The sequence below is a fragment of the Labrys sp. WJW genome (assembly GCF_001676615.1).
In the GTDB taxonomy this organism is placed as follows: Bacteria; Pseudomonadota; Alphaproteobacteria; order Rhizobiales; family Labraceae; genus Labrys; species Labrys sedimenti.
Window position 1 is genome coordinate 477,237 of record NZ_LYXZ01000001.1, and the last position, 22,310, is coordinate 499,546.

20 protein-coding genes are annotated in these 22,310 nt (G+C 63.6%); 13 read left to right on the plus strand and 7 right to left on the minus strand.

Annotated elements, in window-relative coordinates; all coding sequences use genetic code 11:
* Positions 1 to 7 precede the first annotated feature (7 nt).
* Positions 8 to 469, minus strand: a complete 462-nt coding sequence (locus tag BA190_RS02075) for a nuclear transport factor 2 family protein (protein ID WP_068281833.1) — start codon at positions 467 to 469, stop codon at positions 8 to 10.
* 26 nt (positions 470 to 495) lie between these two features.
* A complete protein-coding gene (locus BA190_RS02080; RefSeq protein WP_068281835.1) occupies positions 496 to 2,181 on the minus strand; it encodes an FAD-dependent oxidoreductase in 1,686 nt (561 codons plus the stop codon).
* 331 nt (positions 2,182 to 2,512) lie between these two features.
* Here BA190_RS02080 and BA190_RS02085 point away from each other — a divergent pair, with 331 nt between their 5' ends.
* Complete coding sequence (locus BA190_RS02085) at positions 2,513 to 3,358, plus strand: helix-turn-helix domain-containing protein (RefSeq protein ID WP_162275036.1); 846 nt, start codon at positions 2,513 to 2,515, stop codon at positions 3,356 to 3,358.
* A 24-nt stretch (positions 3,359 to 3,382) separates the two neighbouring features.
* On the opposite strand, the gene BA190_RS02090 is transcribed toward BA190_RS02085, so the two are convergent.
* Positions 3,383 to 4,147 carry an IclR family transcriptional regulator C-terminal domain-containing protein gene (locus tag BA190_RS02090; RefSeq protein WP_068281953.1) on the minus strand — a complete coding sequence of 255 codons (765 nt, stop codon included), beginning with the start codon at positions 4,145 to 4,147 and terminating at the stop codon, positions 3,383 to 3,385.
* A 255-nt stretch (positions 4,148 to 4,402) separates the two neighbouring features.
* On the minus strand, positions 4,403 to 5,341 hold the full coding sequence (locus tag BA190_RS02095) for a LysR family transcriptional regulator (protein WP_068281838.1): 939 nt from the start codon (positions 5,339 to 5,341) through the stop codon (positions 4,403 to 4,405).
* Positions 5,342 to 5,689: 348 nt separating this feature from the next.
* Here BA190_RS02095 and BA190_RS02100 point away from each other — a divergent pair, with 348 nt between their 5' ends.
* The 9 genes from BA190_RS02100 (at position 5,690) to BA190_RS02140 (ending at position 14,212) form a co-directional block, all read left to right on the plus strand.
* Positions 5,690 to 6,337, plus strand: a complete 648-nt coding sequence (locus BA190_RS02100; protein ID WP_245314492.1) for an alpha/beta hydrolase — start codon at positions 5,690 to 5,692, stop codon at positions 6,335 to 6,337.
* Positions 6,338 to 6,404: 67 nt separating this feature from the next.
* Entirely contained in the window at positions 6,405 to 7,100 is a 696-nt protein-coding gene (locus BA190_RS02105) for a hydrolase (RefSeq protein WP_068281842.1), read from the plus strand.
* 121 nt (positions 7,101 to 7,221) lie between these two features.
* On the plus strand, positions 7,222 to 7,497 hold the full coding sequence (locus BA190_RS02110; protein ID WP_068281843.1) for a XapX domain-containing protein: 276 nt from the start codon (positions 7,222 to 7,224) through the stop codon (positions 7,495 to 7,497).
* On the plus strand, positions 7,497 to 9,482 hold the full coding sequence (locus tag BA190_RS02115; protein WP_156771319.1) for an amidohydrolase: 1,986 nt from the start codon (positions 7,497 to 7,499) through the stop codon (positions 9,480 to 9,482). The genes BA190_RS02110 and BA190_RS02115 overlap by 1 nt, the downstream gene beginning before the upstream one ends.
* Positions 9,483 to 9,525: 43 nt before the next feature.
* Entirely contained in the window at positions 9,526 to 9,957 is a 432-nt protein-coding gene (locus BA190_RS02120; protein ID WP_371260281.1) for a DoxX family protein, read from the plus strand.
* A gap of 138 nt (positions 9,958 to 10,095) precedes the next feature.
* On the plus strand, positions 10,096 to 11,442 hold the full coding sequence (locus tag BA190_RS02125; protein WP_082979379.1) for an alginate export family protein: 1,347 nt from the start codon (positions 10,096 to 10,098) through the stop codon (positions 11,440 to 11,442).
* Between the two features lie 44 nt (positions 11,443 to 11,486).
* On the plus strand, positions 11,487 to 12,212 hold the full coding sequence (locus BA190_RS02130; protein WP_068281958.1) for a YoaK family protein: 726 nt from the start codon (positions 11,487 to 11,489) through the stop codon (positions 12,210 to 12,212).
* Positions 12,213 to 12,292: 80 nt separating this feature from the next.
* Positions 12,293 to 12,967: a YoaK family protein gene (locus tag BA190_RS02135; RefSeq protein ID WP_068281849.1), complete on the plus strand. Its 675-nt coding sequence runs from the start codon at positions 12,293 to 12,295 to the stop codon at positions 12,965 to 12,967.
* An 87-nt stretch (positions 12,968 to 13,054) separates the two neighbouring features.
* Positions 13,055 to 14,212, plus strand: a complete 1,158-nt coding sequence (locus BA190_RS02140; protein ID WP_068281851.1) for a low temperature requirement protein A — start codon at positions 13,055 to 13,057, stop codon at positions 14,210 to 14,212.
* 238 nt (positions 14,213 to 14,450) lie between these two features.
* Here BA190_RS02140 and BA190_RS02145 read toward each other — a convergent pair whose 3' ends face one another.
* From BA190_RS02145 to BA190_RS02155, 3 genes are all read right to left on the minus strand, one after another.
* Positions 14,451 to 15,989 carry an FGGY-family carbohydrate kinase gene (locus BA190_RS02145; RefSeq protein WP_068281853.1) on the minus strand — a complete coding sequence of 513 codons (1,539 nt, stop codon included), beginning with the start codon at positions 15,987 to 15,989 and terminating at the stop codon, positions 14,451 to 14,453.
* Between the two features lie 89 nt (positions 15,990 to 16,078).
* Positions 16,079 to 17,755, minus strand: coding sequence for an alcohol dehydrogenase catalytic domain-containing protein (locus BA190_RS02150; RefSeq protein WP_068281855.1), 1,677 nt, complete (start codon positions 17,753 to 17,755; stop codon positions 16,079 to 16,081).
* A gap of 11 nt (positions 17,756 to 17,766) precedes the next feature.
* The gene (locus BA190_RS02155) at positions 17,767 to 18,660 is read right to left on the minus strand and encodes a MurR/RpiR family transcriptional regulator (RefSeq protein WP_068281857.1); all 894 of its coding nucleotides are present in this window, start codon (positions 18,658 to 18,660) and stop codon (positions 17,767 to 17,769) included.
* 200 nt (positions 18,661 to 18,860) lie between these two features.
* Between BA190_RS02155 and BA190_RS02160 the strand changes: the two genes are divergently transcribed.
* The 3 genes from BA190_RS02160 to BA190_RS02170 all read left to right on the plus strand — a co-directional run.
* Positions 18,861 to 19,865 carry a substrate-binding domain-containing protein gene (locus tag BA190_RS02160; RefSeq protein ID WP_256390514.1) on the plus strand — a complete coding sequence of 335 codons (1,005 nt, stop codon included), beginning with the start codon at positions 18,861 to 18,863 and terminating at the stop codon, positions 19,863 to 19,865.
* A 104-nt stretch (positions 19,866 to 19,969) separates the two neighbouring features.
* Positions 19,970 to 21,466: a sugar ABC transporter ATP-binding protein gene (locus BA190_RS02165; protein WP_068281861.1), complete on the plus strand. Its 1,497-nt coding sequence runs from the start codon at positions 19,970 to 19,972 to the stop codon at positions 21,464 to 21,466.
* 7 nt (positions 21,467 to 21,473) lie between these two features.
* On the plus strand, positions 21,474 to 22,310 hold an 837-nt coding region (locus BA190_RS02170; protein ID WP_068281864.1), incomplete at its 3' end, for an ABC transporter permease.

Below are 22,310 nucleotides of genomic sequence, written 5' to 3' on the forward strand. Positions count from 1 at the left end.
ACCGCCGCTATCGGCCCAGCCAGGGATAGCGGGCGGTGTCCTTCCCGGCATAATCGGGATCGAGATAGATGAAGCAGCGCTGGATCTTCCAATCGCGGATCTCGAAGACGTCGCACCAGCGCCCCGCACCCCAATCGGGCACGCCAGCGCGCCAGGGACCGTCCTTGTGCTCGCCATGGCTGGTGCCCTCGCAGACGATGACGTCACCGCCCGAAAACACCCAGTTGAAGGCGGCATAATGGTGGACGATGTCCTTCAGCGTGCCACCGACATCGCCGAACAGGCGTCCGATCGCCTCCTTGCCGTCAGCGAGGCCCCATTTGGGGAAATAGACCTGGGCGTCCTCGGCGAAGAGGTCGAGGATGGAGCCGCCATCCGAGGTCACGCCAGCCCTGTCGAAGGCCTTGAGATATTCCAGGGCGACGGATTTGCGTTGTTCGTCCGTCATGGTCTGCCGGGTCAGGGCCATGGTCGTTCTCCTGGCTGTCAATGCTTCTATTCGGCTGCGATCTTGCCCGCCGCCGTCTTGACGGGCTCGAGATGGGCACGTTTTGCGGCGAGATAGGCGTAGGCGAGGATGGGTCCGAGCGTGCCGCCGCCGGCCCAATAGGCCCGCGCCGAGGCCGAGGCGACGCAATTGCCGACGCCATAGAGGCCGGGAATGGGCTGGTCCTCGTCGTCCAGCACCTGCCCCTGCGGCGAGGTCTTCGGCCCGCCCTTGGTATCGAGATTGCCGCCACTCAGCAGGGCCGCATAGAACGGGCCCGATTTGGCGATGGGGGACATGGTCGGGTTCTTGCCCGGCGGGTCGGCCACCGGGCCGTTGAAGAGTTGCTCGACCGGCCGCTCGCCGCGCTGGAAGTCGAGATCCCTGCCGCTCTCGGCAAAGCCGTTGAAGCGGTCGATGGTGGCGCCAAGGCTCGCGGCGAAATCCGCCGCGAGGCGGAGGCCGCCAATGCTGTCGGCGTGGCGGGCGAGGCGCTCGGCGATGCCGGCCGCCAGCCCCTCCAGTGTATCGGCCTTGATGACATGGGCGTCATCGACGCCGGGCGGCACGATGAAGCGGCCATATTCGTCGCTGGCGCTGTGGTCCTGGCTGCGCTGGTCCCAAATCGCGAACAGCACGAGATTGGGATATTCACCCTTGGCGGCATCCCATTGGAAGAAGGCCTGCGCGGATTCGTTATAGGCAAGCTTCTCGTTGGTGACGCGCCGGCCCTGCCGGTCGACATAGATCATCGAGTCGCCCGAGGGCGAGAAGGTGCCGATCAGGCCGGGATCGCGATTGAGCGCCTTTTCCAGCACGATCGGGCACATCCAGGCATAGTTCATGTTGCGCAGCTGCCCGCCGGCCGCCGCGCCGATCCGCACGAAATCGCCCTCGTTGGAAACGGCGGCACAGCCGCCGAACACCGGGGTGGCGAGGAAATTGCGCCGCATCTCGGCATCATGGGTGAAACCGCCGCTGGCGAAAATCACCGCCTTGCGGGCCCTCACGCTGGTGGGGCGCCCGTCGATGTCGGTCGCCTGCACGCCGTTCACCGCCCCGTCACTGCCTCGCGTCAGGCGCTGGACCCGCATGCCGGTGCGGATATCAATGCCGTCGCGCCTGGCTGCGGCGGACATCGTGCGGATCGCGACCTCACCGCCATCGGACATGCTGTCCTTGGCCCCCTTGGGCAGCAGCACCCGGCCTTTCGGCGCCTTGTCCTCGCCGAACTCGGCCCAATAATCCGGCACGTCGGGGCAATGGCGATATTCGAGCGCGCCCTTCTCGGCCAGAAGCTCGGTCGCCATCGAGGCGTTGTCGTAGAAGGCCTCGCACATGGCGTATTCCCATTGGCTGAGGCCGAAGGTCGGATGATCGGCGACATAGCGTTCGGGCCTCGCCAGGCGCGCCATGTAGCGGATGCAATCGGGTTTGGGGTCGGCAATGCCGAGCGCCTGCATCGCCTTGTTGTTGGGCACCCAGTACCAGAACGCCGCCTTGCGCGTGGTACCGCCGAGTTCCGGCGCTTTTTCGAGCAGGACGACCTCGTTGCCCTCCCAGCGCCCGAAGAGCGCCGAGGCAAGCCCGCCGGCACCGCCGCCAACCACCACGATATCGGTTTCGATATCGAAATCGGTCGCTATCACCGGCTTGGCGCTGGCACGGGCCGGCAGTTTCACGGATGCAGTCATGCGCGTTCTCCCCTCTTCCGGCCCGTTTTTGGCGTTTGGGCCGTCCAACTTCGAGGTCTGTCGCGGACGGTGCCGCTCGACCGTTGCATGCAGGCTGCCGGAAATCGAAGGCTGGCGTCTTTCACGATCGGGGCGTTACAAAAACTGATCAGGCCAATGGAAAGGCTTTCGTTCGAATATCGCACAATAGTGCGAATATTGCACCGGACGCAATTTCCTGGCAGTATTCGTGCGTTTGAATGCGGCCGGTCCGGCATCAAGATCGGATGGCTGCCGGGAAACGCTCGAAACGCAGGCGCGCCTCGCGAAGGCACGCCGGATGGGGGACGCCATGGACACCCCGCAATGCCGCGCCGCCACGATGAACACGGGCGGCGCCCAAGCCGAATGCGCGCTCTGGCATCTGGAGTCAGCCAAGCCCTATCGGCTCGAATTCGAGAACGACGCCGATGTCGTCTGCCTCCTGCTTGGCGCGATCGAGGCGAAGACGGGCTATGATGGACGCAGCCCGTCCGCGATGCGTTTCGATGCCCTGACCGCTGCCTTCCATCCCGCCGGCGGCCGCGTCGCAGTCGAGGCCAGCACCGTATCCGCCGGCTTTGCCGCCTTCCGCTTTGCACCCGCACTCCAACAGAAACTGCTGGGCGCGGACTATCGCCTCGATCCCATTCCCACCAGCATCGACAACATCGCCTCCCCTGCGATTGCCGGCCTGGTGGCCTATGCGCGCACCCTGTTCAATGCCTCCTCGCATCCCGACAGCATCGCCGTGGAGGCCATTTCGCAGCTCGCTCTCGTGGATGTCTTCCGCTCGCTGCGAGCCTTCGCCAGCAAGACCGCCTGTGGTCCACTTTCGGAACGCGAATATGCTCGTCTTCGCGAGCATATCGACGCCAATATCGCCGAACGGCTGAGCCTCGCCGAGCTGTCCGATCTGCTCGACATGCCGGTGATCACGCTGCGCCGCCGCTTCCAGCGCAAGGCCGGCCTGCCCCTGCACCAGTTCGTCCTGGAGCGGCGCGTGCAGGTCGCGCAATATCAGCTCACCGCGACCTCGGCGCCGCTGCGGGAGATCGCCGCCAATTGCGGCTTTGCCTCCCAGCAGCACATGACGGGTGCCTTCAGCCGGCGGCTCGGGTTGACGCCGCTGGCATGGCGCGAACGCGCGCGAACGTGAATCCGGGACTTGCTGCCGCCTCAGTCAGGCCAGCACCTGCCGCAATTGCGCCTGCACGTCGAGCAGGAGCGGCAGGACTTCCGCCTTCAAGCGCGCACTGGAGGCCCGAGCCGCCTGGGCACCAGTGTTGAGGGCCGCGACGACCCGCCCGCTTGTCGTGACGATTGGCACGGCGATCGAGCGCAGGCCGAGTTCGAGCTCCTGGTCGACGAGCGCATAGCCAGATCGGCGCACTTTTTCGAGCTCGGCCATGAGATCGTCGACATCGGTCAGTGTCTTTGCCGTCATCGCCGGTCGTTCGCTGCCCGCGAGCAAGGCCCGCGCCTCTTCGGGTGGCAGGGCCGCGAGCAGAACCCGCCCCATGGAAGAGCAATAGGCTGGCAAGCGGCTGCCGATATTGAGGGCGACCGACATCACCCGTCTTTGGGCGGCGCGCGCGACATAGATCACGTCGCTCCCGTCCATGATGGCGGCGGAAGCGCTTTCCTGCGTGGTTTCGGATAGCCTTTCGAGGAAGGGCTGCAGGCGCCTTGGCAATGGCGCAGCGGAGAGATAGGCATAGCCTAGGCGCAGCACACGCGGCGTCAGGGTGAAAAGCCGCCCGTCCGTGCTGGCATATCCTCCCTTGAGGAGGGTAAGAAGGCAGCGGCGCGCTGTTGCCCGGTCGAGCCCGGTCAAGCGGCTGACATCGGCGATCGAAAGGGCTTCGTGGTCGTCGTCGAAAGCTTCGATGACCGCGAGCCCCTTGGCGAAGCCCCCCATCATGTCACCGTCCTTTTCCACCTTCATCATCCCCGGCTCCCGTTCGAATATCGAACGTACACTCGATTATCGCACAGGGCGAGTGAAATTGGTCGAGGGCGCAAGGCGAGGAACAGGGACGAATGTGCGACAACAGCGCACGAAAGCACCCGCTGTTTCGATCTTCATCCCGTGCCGGCCTTGAAAAGGCAGCCGCCGAGATCATCCGGGTGGAGCACCGTCCACACCATCAGAACCGAGCGAATGGAGAATGTGCAATCGCCGTGAGTCTGGGCCCGGTAATCAGGGATTCCTGCTGCCCCCCTGCTCCGGTATGACGCCTGTTGGCAAATTGAAACCATCGGCGAGCGATTTCATGAGGAAATCGATGAAGACCCTCAGCTTGAACGGCAGGTAGCGCGTTGGCGGGAACATCGCGTGGATCGACATTTCGGGCGCATGATAATCCGACAACACCTCCTTCAGGGTGCCGTCGCGCAAGCAGGAGGCAACGATGAAAGTGGGAAGCAGCGCAATGCCGCGCCCTTCGACGGCAATGTCGCGCAGCACCTCGCCATTGTTGCTGCACAGGCACCACGACACCGGTACCCAGTGATCACCGTCCTTGCCGGTGAGCTTCCACTGCGCACCGGTTTCGAGATAGCCATAGTGCAGGCAAGCATGGTCCCGCAGGTCCCTTGGATGCTGGGGAATGCCCTTCTCTTCCAGATAGGCCGGGGATGCGCATATGATCCGCGGCACCGACGCGATTTCATGGGTCACGAGATTGGGCGGCGGCGAATCCGTCAAGCGGATCGTGACGTCGAAGCCTTCCTGCACCGTATCCAACTGCTGATCGCTCAGGACCAGCTGGATCTGGAGGTCCGGATGCTGGGCCATGAACTGGCCGATCAACCGTCCCAGAAACATCGTCCCGAACGACATCGGCGCATTGACGCGTAACAGCCCGCGAGCCTCGACCTGGAACTGCGATAACGAGGTTTCGGCATCTTCGATCTCGGCGAGGATGGCCAGGCATCGCTCGTAATAACGCATGCCGACTTCGGTTGGCGCAGCGCTCTGCGTGGTGCGATTGAGCAGTTGCACACCGAGCTCGATCTCGAGATCGATGACATATTTGCTGACGGCCGATCTGGAAAGGCGCAGCTCTCTCGCCGCTTCGCTGAAGCTGCCATGGTTCACGACCCTCGTGAACGCCTTCATGTTGGTCAGTTTGTCCAAGCGTGCCTCCGCAGGTTGCCACACCGGCCGCGCCAACCATCGGTGCTCGGTCGATGCCGTCAGCTTGTCGCCATATCGTGGACAAATACGCCATACGATTTGATATTGTCAATGCATCGGAACGAAACTATCGTCCGCCGCGTGAGATGAAGATTGCATTCGCAAGGCGTCGCGGCACATGCGCCTGGGATCAGAAGTATGATTTCTACTGATCTCAAGTAACGGCGACGTATTGCGTCAACCGATCTGAAATTTCCTCTGCAAACGACATACCGACAATCATCTCAGCGAACGCGATCAGCCGCGAATGATGGCTGTTCCCGCACGCGCAGCCACTTCGTTTGATGGATGGAGAGAAGCATGAGCAAAAACTACTCCATTGCAACGACGGGCGCATCGCTGGACAAGGCCAAAGCGGCCGTCATTCTCCTGCACGGGCGCGGGGCCGCCGCCGAGAGCATGTTCGGTCTGGCCGACATCTTCGAGCAGCCCGATATCGCCTATTTTGCGCCCCAGGCGCCGGGAGGCACGTGGTATCCGCAGTCATTCCTGGCCGCGCTCGATCGCAACGAACCCTATCTATCCAGGTCGCTCGGCGAGGTCGGCAATGCCGTCTCGTGGCTGCAGGACAAGAATCTGGATCCGGCCCGGATCGCGCTGCTCGGCTTTTCCCAAGGCGGTTGCCTGGCGTTGGAATTTGCGGCCCGCAACGCAGGCCGCTACGGCGCCGTCATCGGTCTGAGCGCCGGCCTCATCGGCCCGGACAGGACGCCCCGGGACTATGCCGGTTCGCTCGCGGATACGCCCGTCTTTCTGGGCTGCTCCGACATCGACTCGCACATCCCTGTCGAACGCGTGCGTGAAAGCAGCCGCGTGTTGTCGGCCCTCGGCGGCCAAGTCGTCGAGAGAATCTATCCGGGCCTGGGTCACGAGATCAACGACGACGAAGTCGATCAGGTCCGTGCGCTTTTGTCCGCCCTCGTCGCGGCGCGCTGATCTCGCGCTTGATGGCACGGGGCGCGAGGCCGGCCAACCAATCCCGAGCTTTTAACGGAGACTAGACATGAGCAAACTTCACGAAGTTCTGACGCCTCAAAACAGCCAGGTCATTTTCATCGATCAGCAGCCGCAAATGGCCTTCGGCGTGCAATCGATCGACCGGCAAGTGCTGAAGAACAATGTCGTCGGCCTGGCCAAGGCCGCCAAGGCCTTCAAGATTCCGACGACGATCACGACGGTCGAGACCGAGTCCTTTTCCGGCAATACCTATCCCGAACTGCTCGCCGTGTTCCCCGAGAACAAGCTCCTCGAGCGTTCGTCGATGAACTCCTGGGACGACCAGAACGTTCGCGATGCCCTGGCGAAGAACGCCGAGGATGGCCGCAAGAAGATCGTCTGCTCCGGCCTGTGGACCGAGGTCTGCAACATGACCTTCGCGCTCTCATGCATGCGTGACACCGACTACGAGATCTACATGGTCGCCGATGCCTCCGGCGCCACCTCCGCCGATGCCCAGAAATACGCCATGGATCGCCTGGTCCAGGCGGGTGTCGTGCCGGTGACCTGGCAGCAGGTCCTGCTGGAATGGCAGCGCGACTGGGCGCGCAGGGACACCTATGACGCAGTGATGAACATCGTGAAGGAGCATTCCGGTGCCTACGGCATGGGCGTCGATTACGCCTACACCATGGTCCACAAGGCTCCCGAGCGCGTGAAGCACGGCGAGCGCATCGGCCCCAACCCCGCAAAGCAAGTCTGAACCACCCGCCCCTCCCGCTGCGAACCGCAATCCGGACGGTTCGGAGTGTCATGGGCGACGGCGCGCGCAGCACCGTCGCCCACAGGTTCATGCATGGCTCCGCTCTGGAGGAAACTATCTGATGAAACTCTATCTCGTCTCCTTGGGTGCCGGCCTGCTGGTCGGCTTGATCTACAGCCTCCTGGATGTTCGTTCGCCCGCGCCTCCGGTCGTAGCGCTCGTCGGTCTTCTGGGCATTCTCGTCGGTGAGCAGATCATCCCGGTCGGCAAGCAGGTGATCTCCGGCAAGGCCTTCGCCTCCGCCTGCGACAAGAGCCATGCCATCACCCATGTCTTCGGCCAGCTGCCGGGCCGCCACATCGCGCAGGCCTCCGAAACATCGAAGGAAAAGACCTGATGAAGACCACCCGTCGCGCCTTTCTCGGCGGGGTATCCGGCCTCGCGCTCCCGACGATCGTCTCGGGGGCCCGCGCCGGCGACAGCAATTCAAACGGAGATCCCGCCATGAATGCCGACACCGTCATCCACAACGCCAAGATCACCACGCTTGACCGAACAAACCCGGTCGCGAGTGCCGTCGCCATCAGGGATGGCAAGTTTCTCGCGGTGGGCAGCGACAAGGACGTGCTCGCGCTGGCGGATGACAGGACGAAGAAAATCGACCTCAAGGGCCGGCGCCTGCTGCCCGGCCTGATCGACAACCATCTGCACATCATCCGTGGCGGGCTGAACTTCAACATGGAGTTGCGCTGGGACGGCGTTCGTTCTCTGGCCGACGCGATGGACATGCTGAAGCGCCAGGTCGCGGTGACACCCCCTCCGCAATGGGTCCGTGTCGTCGGCGGCTTCACCGAGCATCAATTCGCCGAAAAGCGCCTGCCGACGATCGAGGAGATCAATGCCGCCGCGCCCGACACGCCGGTCTTCCTGCTGCACCTCTACGATCGCGCCTTGCTGAATGCGGCGGCGGTGCGCGCGGTCGGCTATACCAGGGATACGCCGGAGCCGCCCGGCGGCGAAATCACCCGCGACGCCAACGGCAATCCGACCGGCCTCCTGCTCGCCAAGCCGAACGCCGCCATTCTCTACGCCACGCTGGCCAGGGGCCCGAAGCTTCCCTTCGACTATCAGGTCAACTCCACCCGCCACTTCATGCGCGAGCTCAACCGTCTCGGCGTGACCGGCGCCATCGACGCCGGTGGCGGTTTCCAGAATTATCCGGAAGACTATGCCGTCATCCAGAAGCTATCGGACGATGGCCAGCTGACCGTCCGCCTCGCCTACAATCTGTTCACCCAGAAGCCGAAGCAGGAGAAGGAAGACTTCCTCAACTGGACCTCTTCGGTGAAATACAAGCAGGGCGACGACTATTTCCGCCACAACGGCGCCGGCGAAATGCTGGTATTCTCGGCAGCGGATTTCGAGGACTTCCGCCAGCCGCGGCCGGACATGCCTCCGGAGATGGAGGGCGAACTCGAGGAAGTCGTACGCGTGCTGGCGCAGAACCGCTGGCCATGGCGCCTGCATGCGACCTATGACGAAACGATCTCCCGCTCGCTGGACGTGTTCGAGAAGGTCAACAAGGACACGCCGCTCGAAGGGTTGAACTGGTTCTTCGACCACGCCGAGACCATTTCCGAAAAGTCCATCGATCGCATCTCGGCGCTTGGCGGCGGCATCGCCGTCCAGCATCGCATGGCCTATCAGGGCGAATATTTCGTCGAGCGCTATGGCGCCGGCGCGGCCGAGGTGACGCCGCCGGTCGCCCGCATGCTCGAAAAGGGCGTAAAGGTCTCGGCGGGTACGGACGCGACACGCGTTGCGTCCTACAATCCCTGGGTCTCGCTCAGTTGGATGATCACCGGCAAGACGATCGGCGGCCTGCGCCTCTATCCGCAACGCAATTGCCTCGATCGCGAGACCGCACTGCGGATGTGGACGGAAAACGTCACCTGGTTCTCCAACGATGAAGGCAAGCGGGGCCGGATCGAGAAGGGCCAGCTCGCCGACGCAATCGTGCCCAGCAAGGACTTCTTCGATTGCTCGGACGACGAAATCTCCTTCCTCACCTCGGACCTGACGATGGTGGGCGGCAAGATCGTCTACGGCGCCGGGGATTTCTCCAAGCTCGACGAGAACCCGGTCCCGCCGGCGATGCCGGACTGGTCGCCGGTACGCAGCTTCAAGGGCTATGCGGCCTGGGGGGAACCGGAGGGTGCAGGCAAGAATTCGCTGCAGCGCATCGCCATCGCTTCATGCGGATGTCAATCCTCCTGCGGCGTACATGGTCACGACCACGCCGGCGCCTGGGGCTCGAAGCTGCCGATCTCCGACCTCAGGAGCTTCTGGGGAGCGCTCGGATGCTCCTGCTGGGCGGTGTGACGTGACTGCTTCGCCGAATGCCCCAACAACCGTCGTGGCCAGACTGGCCACGGCCGCGCGTCCGGTCATCGGATCGGCCGCCCTGCGAAGCCTTGCCTATCTCGGCCTGTGTGCGGCCTACATCCAGGGCCCTGTCACCAAGGCCCTCGATTTCGACGGTGCGATCGCGGAGATGACGCATTTCGGACTGTCACCGGCACCGACATTCGCGGTGGCGGTGATCGCCTTCGAGCTCATGGCCAGTGCGATGATCCTATTCGGTCTCTGGCGCTGGCTCGCGGCCCTCTCCTTGGCTGGATTCACGCTGATGGCGACCTTCGTTGCCCTGCGCTTCTGGGAAATCCCGGCCGGCCAGGGGCGGATGATGGCGATGAACGCCTTCTTCGAGCATCTCGGCCTCATCGGCGGATTCATTCTCGTCGCCATCGACGATCTGACCAGGACGAAAGACAGCGCACGTGACGGACAGCGTTAAGCCGGCTGTCGCCCCCAAGCTCCAGCAGGTTCGCCTGACCACCGGCGCAATGCACATGCGAGCCGTGCGTGCAGGCGCGGTCCCAATGAGCCCTGATCGATCACTTGGCTCCTCACGCCAAAAGAAAGGAAGTTGCCCATGGCCCGTCTATCCTGTGTCGCACTTGCCTTGTGCGGTCTGACATTTGGCGGCGCCGCAATGGCGCAGGAGACCAATTCAAACGGTGTATCCGACAAGGATCCCTTCGACGCGTTGAAGAACATCCCGCTCTCCTCGGACGGCAGCGTCTATGTCGATTTCGGGGGGCAGTTGCGGCTTCGCGCAGAGTCCTCGAACCATCCGGTCTTCGGCTTGGCCAAGCCCGAACACAATGACGTCCTGCTCATCCGCTCGTTCCTTTCGGCGGACTTTCATTTCGGGCCCTATTTGAGAACCTTCGTCCAACTGGGCAGCGGGCAGGCTCCTTCCTGGAACGGCACGCCTCCGGCAACGCAGTTTGATCGCTTCGATCTCATGCAAGGCTATGGCGAGTTGACGCTCCCTTCCGCCGCTGGACGCTTCATGGTTCGGGCAGGGCGACAGGAGATGAGCTTCGGTTCTTCGCGCCTCGTCTCCGTGCGTGAAAGCCCGAACATCCGCCGCGCCTTCGATGGTGTCCGCGCCGCCTGGATAGCGTCGCCGGACACGCGCATCGATGCCTTTCTCGTGCGCCCGGTTTCGCTGCTCCCCGGCGCGCTCGACGACAAATCGGACACCGGCCAGGCCTTCTGGGGCGTCTATGCCACAAGTCCCGTTCCCGGTGTCCCTGCATTAAAGGCCGATCTCTACTATTTCGGCCTCAACCGCGACGATGCAAAGTTCGCCCGGGGCACCGGCAATGAGCATCGGCACACTGTTGGCGCACGCCTGTTCGGTAAAACCGACAATTTCGATTGGGACCTGGAAGGCGCCTACCAATTCGGCCGCTTCGGCGCAGCCGATATCCGGGCGTGGACCGTCTCGGCCGAGCTCGGCTACACGTTCCAGGGCGTACCGTTCTCGCCTCGGATCGGTCTCAACGCCGATGTAATCAGCGGTGACCACAATCTGCACGATGGCACGCTCGGAACCTTCAATCCGCTGTTTCCAAAACTGCCCTATTTCTCCGAAGCGAATCTGGTCGGGCCCGCCAACCTCATCGACATCCAGCCCAACCTGACGCTGACTGTGGTGAGGAACGTCGTGCTGAACGTCGGTTGGAATCCGCTCTGGAAGGAAGCGACGGCCGATGCGTTCTACGGACCGGCAATTACCCCGGTCGCGGCCACTGCCGGCGGCACCGGCCGATACATGGGCCAGCAGATTTCCACGGCCCTTACCTGGACGCCAACCAAGCACCTGACCTTCGGGGGCACCTATGTAAACTACACGCCCGGAAAGCGGATACGACAGGCGGGCGGAAAGTCCGGATCGTTCGCCGCGGCCTGGGCGGCGATATCGTTCTGATCCCGCAGAAGGCCATGACGAAGCAAAGCTCCTCCGATAAGCGCATGGGACGTTCCACAGCGTCGGAAATAAGGAACCAGCAATTGAAACAGGGCACATCACTCCTGCTCAGTCTTAACGGCGGTTATGTCGATACCGCCGGCTTCCTGGCGCTGCAGGGCCTCTTTACGGCGCATGTGACAGGCAACTTCGTGACATTCGGCGCCGCCCTCGTGAACGGCACGTCGGGGGCCTTCGCCAAGCTTCTCGCGCTTCCGGTGTTCTGCCTGACAATCCTGCTGACGCGGATGATCAGCCTTCGCTTCGGCGCATCGGGCTCCACGACCTTGAAGACCATGCTCGGCACCAAGGTCCTGCTGCTCGCCATCGCCGCGGCTCTTGCGTTGACCTGGGGTCCTTTCCCCGACGGCGATACCTGGCGGGCCATCCTGACCGGCATGATTTTGGTCTGTGCAATGGCGATCCAGAACGCCTCCCATCGCGTTCATCTGCCGAAAATTCCTCCCTCGACGCTGATGACGGGTACGACCACGCAAATCATGCTGGACCTGGCCGATCTGCTGTCCGGAAGCGCGTCGCAGCAGCAGCGCTCGGAAATCCGAGGCCGGCTCAGGAAGATGGCGCCGGCCATGGCTGCCTTTGCAGCCGGTTGTGGGGCAGCCGCGCTCGTCTTCATCCTGTTTGGCCTTCGTGTCTTCCTCCTCCCGCCGTTGATCGCGCTCGCGACCGTGGTCTCGATCCACCTCGATCCAGACCCGGATATCGCCTGACGGCAATTCGCCCTGACAGGGAATGCGCATCCCGGTCCCGTCGAGCTGCATCTCAAAAAAGAAAGGGGTGATGGCAAAACATGCTGAAAACACTTCGTGGCAAAGGCAATTCACTCGTCCTGGCGTTCATCTCCGGATTTGCCGATGCATTGTTCTTCATTCATCTGGGCGGCCTCTTCGTCGGCCTGGTCACCGGCAATGTCATCCTCCTCGGGCTGGGCCTGATCGGCCACGAGAAAGGCGGCCTGCACGGGCTCCAGATCCTGACCTTCCCGCTCTTCATGCTGGGCGCCGGCCTGGCGGCGATCCTGGTCGCCTGGATCGGCCCGCTGGGCCGCGCCACCTCCTGTACGATCGTCCTCGCAGCCTGCGCGTTCGCGACCTCCGCTGCTCTCGCGATCACCCAGACCGGCCCTGACTCCGCCTGCGCACTTTTCGCTGTCGTCGCGATGGGCATGCTGACGGCGATCGAGCGCCTCGATTCGAGGCTCGGGCCGCCATTTTCGTTGATGACAGGCAATATCGCCGGTCTGGCGGTCGCAGGCACGCGCCGGCTCATCGGCTACAAGGAAAGACCCGAAGAGTGGGGGCAATCGCTGACCTCAATCATCCTCGTCATCGGCTTTGTCGCCGGATGCGGCGCAGGCGCCTTGGCTCAAAAAACTGTCGGTGTCGCCGGGATGCTCCTGCCGACTTTTCTGCTGTTCCTGGTCGGGTTTCTCTATTCGCCGCAGAGCGGCCAGAAGCCGAGCTGACGCAATGGGTCGCCTCATCGGGCCACTCCTCGTCTCGATCGCGAGGTCCGGCGGCCGCGCGACGGGCAGCCCTTGGCATTTCCGGCGATGATCTTTCAACTCACCCCCCGCGATCAGCATGAGGCGAACCGCAGCTCGACCTCGCTGGAACTGATGTTCGACCTGGCGACCGCCGTTGCAGTCGCAGCCGCCGCCCATGGCCTGGCGCAGGAAGTCGGCAGCGGCCATGTTGCCGCGGGCGCCGTCCGGTTTGCGAGCAGCTTCTTCATGGCCTGGCTGGCCTGGGCCAATTACACGTGGTTCGCTTCAGCCTATGATAACAAGTCGACCGCGTTTCGCGTTCTGACGATGATCATCATGTTCGGATCGCTGGTGCTGGCCGCCGGGATCCAGATCGCTTACGGCGACCAGCCGATCTGGCTTGCGCTTGCCGGCTTTGTCATCATGCGGGTCGGCATGATCGTGTTATGGCTGGGGGCCGCCAATGGCGATCAAACCGCCCGAACGATGGCCCTGCGCTATGCAGCAGGGATCGGCACGATGCAACTCTATTGGATGATGGTGATCGCCATCCTTCCGCCGCAGGGCTCCATATATCCGCTTTTGTTCGTGCTGGGTGTTCTTGGCGAGCTGGCGGTGCCCGCGTTCGCGGAGCGGCAGACCACCACCAGCTGGCACCATGGTCACATCGTCGACCGCTACAATATGTTCAATATCATCGTCCTCGGCGAATGCTTCGCCGCGGTTGCGAAAATCATTGCGGACTCTGGGACGCCGGACCTCGGGCATTTCTGGCTGGCTGGCCTGTGTTCCGTCATCGCATTTTCCATGTGGGGCCTCTATTTCGACCGAAAGGAGCAGTTGCTTCGCCGCAACCTCGGCTCCGTCCTGGTCTGGGCCTATGGCCACTACGTGCTCTTCGCGGCCGGCGCTGCAACGGCGGCAGGTTTTGCAGTTTTCCTAGCTCTCGCTACCAAGCGCGCCGAGGTTCCTGCGCAAATCGCTTCCTTTGCCATCGCCATTCCGATCGCGCTCTACCTCGGGGCGCTTTGGCTGGTGCGTGACCGCGCAATCCATCGTGGCGCCATGCAGTGGCTTCTTGTCGTCGCAGCCGCCCTGATCCTAGCGAGCGCCGCACTCGCTCCCCATCCGGCGGAAATCATCGCAGCGCTCCTTGTGCTGGCAGTCGTCTGTCGGCAGCGCCTTGGCCCCCACAATGCCAACAAGACCGAAAGACATGACTGAAACGGATGGGAAGAGCATTGAGCGAAGATTGACACCCCCCAGATTTGGGGACGCCTCCTTCCCTCATTTTGAGGCAAGGAGGCCATGCTGGGGCCGAGACATTTCGGCGACGATTTCAAGCGTGACGCGCAATTTGCCCTGACATTGCCTGTGTCGGGTGTCGCAGGTCTCGACGGCATGATGTTCCAGTGTCTGGTTTCAAGCACCTGGGGCACACGGCCCATCCGCCAATCGCAGATCATATCGCCGAAAGTCTGCCGAAAAAGCCGGCGGACTCGTCCAGCATGTCGGCATAGAACTTCGCATAGCTTTGATAGAATTCCGTCCGCTCGGGGTCTGGACAGGTCGGTTCCCCCTCTGCCCTTACGAACCGGCGCGCTGTATCGGCCATGTCGCTGAACAGGCCGACAGCCTTGCCGGCTACGATGGCGCTGCCCAGTGTCCCGAACTCGTCGCGATCGAGACGCCCATAAGCCAGGCCCAGGATGTCGGCCTTGATCTGGCGGAAGGTCTGGCTACGGGCTCCTCCGCCAATACTCGTGACACGCGTCGGCACGAGATCGGGAGCGAGCGCCTTCACCGAGCGCAGATAGAGCAGATATTCATAGCCGATGCTTTCCATGATCGAACGGACCATGTGCGCCTTTCCATGACGCCAGGTCAGGCCGACGAAGGCGCCACGCATATCCGTATTGTTGGGCGTATTGCGCCCCCCAAGGTGCGGCAGGAAGATCAGCTTGTCCGCACCGGGCGGTGCGGACTCGGCCAGTCGACCAAGTTCGTCATAGGGGTTGAGCCCTTCTTTCTCCCATTGCGGCTTCTCCGCGTCGCAGATGGCATCGCGGAACCAGCGCAGATTCAACCCGCCGCCGGCGACATAGGCCATGGCATAGTAGAGCCCGGGCACGACATGGGGACAGGTCATCAGGGCCTGATGGGTGGTATCGGTGGCAAAAGTATCGAGCACGATCGAGAACACCGAAGCCGTGCCGGAAGCGTCGTAGATCATGCCAGGATCGACGATGCCGCCCCCGAGCACGTTCGCAGCCTGATCGCCGCACCCGGCCGCAATCGGCGTTCCCTGGACGAGGCCGGTGGCCTCGGCCGCCGCATGCGTCAGCCTGCCCACCACGTCCCATGGCTCGACGATGCGGGGAAGCTTGGCCGTGTCGAGGCCGAAATCGGCGAGCAGATCCTCGTTCCACCGACAATTGGCCGTGTCGGCGAAAGTCGAGAAATTGAGATAGGTCCTGTCGATGAAAGCGTCCTTGCCCCTGAGACCGGCCAGGCGCCCGGCGACATAGGCGGCAGGTTGCACGAAGGCGCGGATGCGTTCCCAGACCTCGGGGAATTCGTGTTTCCAATAGAGGATCTTCGGCCCGTGATTATAGGAAGGCGTGCAGCCGGAGGCCTGCAGGATCTCCATGCCACGCTTCTTCAACCGGGGCAGATAGGCGGCACAACGATTGTCCAGCCAGGAATCGTAATGCGTAGGTGCGTTCCAATCATCGTCGACGGTGCATACACCGCCCATCTGGCCATCGAGGGCAATTGCCACCACATCGGAAGGGTTCACCCCACCCGCTTCCATTGCCGTCCGAATGGTCCGATGAACAGAGCCTTCGATATCGTCGGGCCGCTGCTCCACCCATCCTGGCTTGGGATAGATCAGGACCGACTCTTCGAAAGCCGAGCCCAGCAGCTTTCCGGTCTCGTCGTAGATGCCGGTCTTCGTGCCGGTCGTGCCGATATCGATGCCGATCACGGCGTTTGCCATGGCGTCTCTCCCTGAATTGGCCTTGGCAGTTTCATCCCGCCATTATCGCGCCACCGGCCCGTTGCGCGCCGGCGGATAGTCGTGTCGGCTCAGCCTTGCGAAGCCCTGGACGCGCCACCGTCGAAAAGGCGCTTTTCGTCGTCCAGCGACCAGCGGACTGGCTGATCGTCCTGGCGCAGGTCACACACCGGCGTCACCGGCAGGTCGAGCAAAGCGGGATAGATGGCGATCTTGCCCGAGACCTTGCCGGCATTGACCGCTTCGAGCGCATCCGGCAGGGCACCAAGCCCTGCCACCGCCTCCAGATTGCCCGAGAGTTCGAGCGAGCCTTCGACCACGCGATCGAGGACGGCGAGCTGGTCGGCGACCGTGCAGCCGGTGGAGCCGGTGATGCGCGCATTGCCGCTGGAGACCAGCCCGAGCGGCAAGGCGCAGGGCTGGCCGAAGGGCATGCCGGCGAACAGCACGAGCATGCCGTCGGCCCGCATCAGCCGGGCGCCGCGCTCGATCACCGCGACCTCCGGCGCGACCACCACCACATCGTCGCAGCCTTCGGGGGCCAGCCGGCCGACGCAGGCCTCGACCTCGCTGTCCTCGATCACCACCAGCGTCTTGCCATGCTGGCGGGCAAGCGGTGCGAAGTCCTCCTCCAGCGCCTTGAGCCGGGCACCCTTGCGCGAGGTGGCGATGATGGTCGCCGGCCCGTCCTTCAGCTCCAGGGCACGGTGGGTGTGAATGCGCCCCATGGCGCCGCCCGCACCCAGCACCAGCGCTATGCCGCCGGCGCGCAGTTCGAAGCGCGTGCGCGCGGGCAGAAAGGCGTCCGACAGCGAGGGGCCGGGTGCGCCCAGAAAGGAGAGCTCATGATAGTGGATGCGCGCGGCATCGAGGATGACATTCTCGCGCGCGCATTGTGCGCCGACCAGGACCATCAGGCCGCCCTTGGCGAGGCGACCCGCTACCTGGGCCGTCGCCTCCGCGTCGAGCGGGCCGGCGAGAACGATATCGTCATAGCTCGCCTGCCCAGCTTCCGAGGCTGCAAAGCCATCCAGGCTCCCATGGCTTGTGACCGTCGCAGCGCCGGCTACCCAGGCCCGCGCTGCCTCGCCGGCGCCGACCAGGACGACCTCGCCCGTCGGCGCCGGCAGATCGAAGTGCGTCCCCGCCGCGGTCTCCACCACCAGCAGACGGCCACCGGGTTTCAGGCTCGTGCGGCAATTGGGACGATAGGCCGCCTCCACGCACGCATAGGGCTCCAGCATGGCAATGGTGGCGGCACTAACATCGGCCGGCACCGGGAAGACATAGGGCCCTTCGCCTGCCAGCACGCGCGCATCGAGGCGGATATGGTCGGCGAAAGCCCCGGGCAGATCCATGCCGACGGTGCGGCGCTTGCCCTCGACCATGATGGCCGGCTGCAGGCCGAGCCGGTCCCCGGGCCGGAAGCGATCGCGCCAATTGGCCCCGGCATCCACGATCGTCAGCGCCATTTCGTGGCCGAGCACCGCAGGACTGTCGGCAAGGTCGCGATCGGCGAACAGAGGATGGGCCTTGCCCATGCGGATGATCTTGATGTCCGAAGAGCAGATGCAGACGGCATCGATGCGGGCAATCACCTCGTCCGGCCCCGCCGGCACCTGCTGCTCCTCGATATAGCGCCCACCCATGCCGATATCGCGGATACCGCCGCCGGCAAAGGGCCAGCTCCGGTTAAAGGCGGGCAATCCGGAGGGCGCGGAAATCTGGGGAAAGGCGGCACGGCGCATGAGATACTCGCTTATTTCAATCGGCTTCTGGCAATGACGCCATCGGTGTAGTCGAGGCGCTCGAGAGCCTTTTCGTGATCCTGGAGGGCCACCAGCGCGTAGAGCGCGTCCATGGCGGTGAGTTGCGCCATCTTGGAGACCATCGATTCATACATACCCTCGCCGCCCGTCGGCTCGGGTGCGGCGCCTGGCAGGGTCAGCACAGCGTCCGCCTGCTTGGCGAGAGGCGAACTGCCTGCCGAGGTGATGGCGATGGTGGGCATGCCCAGGGCCTTCGCCTCGCGCAGTGCCTCCACCGTGCTCTTGGTACGGCCGCTGTCGCTGATCCCGATGGCGACGGCGCGCCCGGCGAGGCCGGCCACCGAGAACATCTGGATATTGGCATCGCGGTTGAAGATGCAGGCCTTGCCGATGCGCAGGAAGCGCATGACGCCATTCTCGGCGGCAAGCAGCGAGGATCCGACCGCAAAGAACACGATGGTGTGGTGCGCAGAAACCAGAAGCGCGGCCTTCCGCAATTCGGCGGGATCCAGCGTCATCGTGGCCCCCGTGATGATCTCGGCCTGGCGACGCGACACCTTGGCGATGATCGCGGCGGCATCGTCCCCCGGCGCGATGCCTTCATAGACCTCGTGCTCGGCCGCCCTGCCCCGGGCCGCTTTGCGCGTCAGCCCTTCGGCCAGCATGATGCGGAATTCCTGATAGGAGTCGGCGCCGACCAGGCGCACGAAACGGCTGACGGAAGACTGGGAGACGCCGGCTTCTTCGGCCAGTTCCTTGATGCTCATGGCCTTGGCGTCGGCCGTCCTGTCCAGCACGAAATCGGCGATGCGCCTCAGGGTCGGATTGAGTCCGCCGCGCAGGGCGTTGATGCGTCGCGTAATCTCCGTTTGCGGTCCTTGCACGAGCCACTCCCAAAAACCGTTCGTCGGGCGCCCTGCTTAGCATCATTCGAAGCCCCTCGTTTTGTGAAAGTAACTTTCTTTCTAATAATCATGCAAGGAAATTTCTATCTAGACACCCCACATCGCCGATGCTAGCGTTTCAGCCAATCGAACTTCCCCGCGAAGTGGGAAGCGACAAGAACTTGTGAGGGAGAAAGCCCGTGAAAAGACTATATTCCTGCCTAGCAGCAGCAGCCTTTGCCCTATCGACTGCCGTCTTCAGTGGCCAGAGCACAGCTCAGGAGCATAAGAGGACGTATTACTACGCCTCTCAGTTGCAGGGGCACCCCTATCTTCTCGATTCTCTACTTGGCATGGACTATGCCGCCAAGAAATTCGGTGTGAACATCGTCACGCTCGGCCCCCAGAGTTGGGATCCCGTGGCCCATGCGGAAGCTGTGGAGCAGGCCATCGCCAAGAAGCCGGATGGCATCGTGACCACGCTGTGGGAGCCGGGCGCCGTGCCGGCGATCAAGCGCGCCATGAGCCAGGGCATTCCGGTGGTGGTGATCGAGGCGGTAACACCCGACAGCGGTGCGCTGACCTTCGTCGGCCTCGACAATTACGAGGCAGGCGTGGACACGGCCAAGGAGTTGATCAAGCGGGCCGGCAAAACCGGCAAGCTGGTGGTCTCCGGCAATTGGGGCGCCTCCAACACGGACGCCAAGTTCAAGGGCCTGATGGACTACCTCAAGGCCAATTCGCAGTGGGAGCTGCTCGGCCGCGTCGACGACAAGGCGACTACCGAGACCGCAATCGACGCCGCCAAGACCATGTTCAACACCTATAAGGACATGACCGGCGTCATCGGGCTCGATTCCTCGTCCGGGACCGGCATCTGCCTGGCGGCCGAGGAGCTCGACAAGGACATCAAGCCTCTCACCGTCATCGTGCACGATCGCGAGGCGCCGGTCCTGGAATGCGTCCAGAGCGGCGACATCGATGCCACCATCGTCAACAAGACGGCACTGCAGGCCTATATGGCGATCCAGTTGCTGGAAGCCTACAACGACGAGAAGGTCGGCCTCGCCACCGTGCCGATCTCCAGCGACAACAAGGCAGCCGGCGTCATCCCCTTCCCGCAATATATCTACATGGGAACTCAGGTGATCGATAAGGACAACATCCAGTACTTCCTGGCCGCCAACATGCCGAAGTTCAAGTAAGCCCGCCCTTCGCCAATCTCGTTCCTTCGCCTGCAGAACGTGCTTCTGCGGGCGAAGGTCCGTCGCGAAGACCGCTTCGGATCATCAAGACAGGAATGCCAGCCATGGCCGACATCGTCCTCTCGCTGAAGGATGTCACCAAGTCGTTCGGCGCGGTGAAGGCCCTCGGCGGCATCAGCTTCTCCGTGCGGCGCGGCGAGATCCACACGCTCCTCGGCGAGAACGGGGCCGGCAAGAGCACCACGCTCAAGATCATCAAGGGCGACGTCACCCCGACGACCGGCACTGTGGTCATCGATGGCGAGACCGTCACCGAGTTCCTGCCCTCGAATGCCGCTCGGCACGGCATTGCCATGGTGCACCAGGAACTCGCCGTCTTCGAAAACATGACCGTAGCCGAGAATGTTTTCGTCGACAGCCCGCCGCTGCGAGGCGGGCTCGTGGACGTCACGGCGATGAACCGGCGCACGGCGGAACTCCTGGCGATGTTCGAGCTCGACATCGATCCGCGCACCCGCGTGCTGGAGCTCACTCCGAGCCAGCGCCAGATCATCGAGATCCTGCGGGCCGTCAATGTCGAGCGCAAGATCGTCATCCTCGACGAGCCGACCTCCGGCCTCAACGCCCACGATTCCGATATCCTCCTGAACCTGCTCGCCAGGCTCCGGACCCAGGGACAGACGATCCTGTTCGTCTCCCATCGGCTCGGTGACGTCATGCGCATCTCCGACCGCATCACCGTCCTGCGCGATGGCGCCGTGGTGGAGACCCTCGACAATCAGGGTCTGCAGGAAAGCGACCTCGTCAGCCGCATGGTGGGCCGCAAGCTGGCGCAAGTGCATCACCGCGACCGCCCTGCCAGGGCAAGCGAGGAACCGGTCGTCTTCAAGGTCGAGGGGGCAAGGCGGCAGGACGGTTTCGAGGACGTCTCCCTGTCGCTGCGCCGCGGCGAGATCGTCGGCGTCTACGGGCTCGAAGGCTCCGGCACGGCCGAGCTTTCGCGCTCCCTCTTCGGCCTCGATCCGCTCGAAGGGGGGCAGATGGAAATCTCGGGCAAGGCCGTCGCCTCGCCCGAGCCGCGCCGCATGATGGCGGCGGGTGTCTCCTATCTCAACGCCAACCGCAAGGATGCCGGCCTCTTCATGCAGCGCAGCGTTGCCGACAATGTCTCGGCGCCGGTCCTGCGCCGTTTCGCGCGTCTCGGCTTCCTGAACGAAAGGAGCCTGGTGGCGCGGGCCGGCGAAGCGATCAAGCGTTTCGCCATTCGCGTCGCCGGCACGAACGTGCCGCCCCGGGAACTCTCCGGCGGCAATCAGCAGAAGGTGATGCTGAGCGCCTGCCTGTCCTGCGATCCTACCGTCATGATCGTCAACGAGCCCACGCGCGGCATCGACGTCGGCGCCAAGGTGGATGTGTACCGGGCGCTGACCGACCTCGCCGACGAGGGGCGCAGCCTCCTGGTGTTTTCATCCGAGCTGCCCGAGATCCTGCTTCTCGCCGACCGCATCCTGGTGATGCGCGCCCGCAAGGTCGCGGGCTGGCTCACCGGCGCCGCGATGACGCAAGAGCAGGTCATGGCGCTGGCCGCAGGCAACAAGTGAGGATCGGATGAGCCAGCAAGAGACAGCCCCGCTTGCCGCCGCGGCGCCCACGGCCCTTGCCCGCCGACGCGCCCGCCTCGGAACGATCCCTCTCCTGGTGATCACCGTCGCGCTCTGCGCCTTTCTCGCCGTCACGCGTGAGAATTTCCTGACTGCCAGCAATCTCTATTCGCTCGCCTTCGCCGTCTCGATCGAGGCGCTAGTCGTGCTTGCCTTCACCTATGTCATGGTGCTGCGCGAGATCGATCTTTCCGTCGGCGCGGTCTACGCCCTTTCCGGCGTCCTTTCGGGTTATCTCCTGCTGCAGGGTCTCTCGCTGCCGCTCGCCATCGCGCTCGCCCTGGGTGCTGCCGCCGTGGTGGGCCTGGTCAATGGTTTCCTGGTGGTGCGGTTCCGCATCAATTCCCTGATGCTGACCATCGGCACCATGCTGATCGTGCGCGGCATCGTCGGCGTGATGACCACGACGCTGCGCGGCAACATCTTCCCGCGCGAGTTCCGCAGCCTGGCCCGCCAGGCCTTTTTCGGCGTCAACCTCACCATCATCGCCATGGCCGTCCTGGTGATCGCCGCCCTGCTCTTCCAATGGCGCAGCGTGCTGTTCCGGCAGATGTGCTACATCGGCGAAAACCTGCAATCGGCCACGATCTACGGCATCCGCACAGGCCGCATCAAGCTGCTTGCCTTCGTGGCGTCGAGCCTGATGGCCGGTATCGCCGGCATCTATACCGCCTCGCGCATCACCCACGCCGATTCCAACATGGGCGTCGGGCTCGAATTCAGCATGATCACCGCCGCCGTGCTCGGCGGCGCCAGCCTCTATGGCGGGCGCGGCCAAGCCGCC

Excerpts from the sequence above, each read along its gene's own strand:
- BA190_RS02075 (WP_068281833.1), bottom strand. The coding sequence starts at position 469 with ATGGCCCTGACCCGGCAGACCATGACGGACGAACAACGCAAATCCGTC.
- BA190_RS02080 (WP_068281835.1), bottom strand. The coding sequence starts at position 2,181 with ATGACTGCATCCGTGAAACTGCCGGCCCGTGCCAGCGCCAAGCCGGTG.
- BA190_RS02085 (WP_162275036.1), top strand. The coding sequence starts at position 2,513 with ATGGACACCCCGCAATGCCGCGCCGCCACGATGAACACGGGCGGCGCC.
- BA190_RS02090 (WP_068281953.1), bottom strand. The coding sequence starts at position 4,147 with ATGAAGGTGGAAAAGGACGGTGACATGATGGGGGGCTTCGCCAAGGGG.
- BA190_RS02100 (WP_245314492.1), top strand. The coding sequence starts at position 5,690 with ATGGAGAGAAGCATGAGCAAAAACTACTCCATTGCAACGACGGGCGCA.
- BA190_RS02105 (WP_068281842.1), top strand. The coding sequence starts at position 6,405 with ATGAGCAAACTTCACGAAGTTCTGACGCCTCAAAACAGCCAGGTCATT.
- BA190_RS02110 (WP_068281843.1), top strand. The coding sequence starts at position 7,222 with ATGAAACTCTATCTCGTCTCCTTGGGTGCCGGCCTGCTGGTCGGCTTG.
- BA190_RS02115 (WP_156771319.1), top strand. The coding sequence starts at position 7,497 with ATGAAGACCACCCGTCGCGCCTTTCTCGGCGGGGTATCCGGCCTCGCG.
- BA190_RS02125 (WP_082979379.1), top strand. The coding sequence starts at position 10,096 with ATGGCCCGTCTATCCTGTGTCGCACTTGCCTTGTGCGGTCTGACATTT.
- BA190_RS02130 (WP_068281958.1), top strand. The coding sequence starts at position 11,487 with ATGGGACGTTCCACAGCGTCGGAAATAAGGAACCAGCAATTGAAACAG.
- BA190_RS02135 (WP_068281849.1), top strand. The coding sequence starts at position 12,293 with ATGCTGAAAACACTTCGTGGCAAAGGCAATTCACTCGTCCTGGCGTTC.
- BA190_RS02140 (WP_068281851.1), top strand. The coding sequence starts at position 13,055 with ATGATCTTTCAACTCACCCCCCGCGATCAGCATGAGGCGAACCGCAGC.
- BA190_RS02145 (WP_068281853.1), bottom strand. The coding sequence starts at position 15,989 with ATGGCAAACGCCGTGATCGGCATCGATATCGGCACGACCGGCACGAAG.
- BA190_RS02150 (WP_068281855.1), bottom strand. The coding sequence starts at position 17,755 with ATGCGCCGTGCCGCCTTTCCCCAGATTTCCGCGCCCTCCGGATTGCCC.
- BA190_RS02165 (WP_068281861.1), top strand. The coding sequence starts at position 19,970 with ATGGCCGACATCGTCCTCTCGCTGAAGGATGTCACCAAGTCGTTCGGC.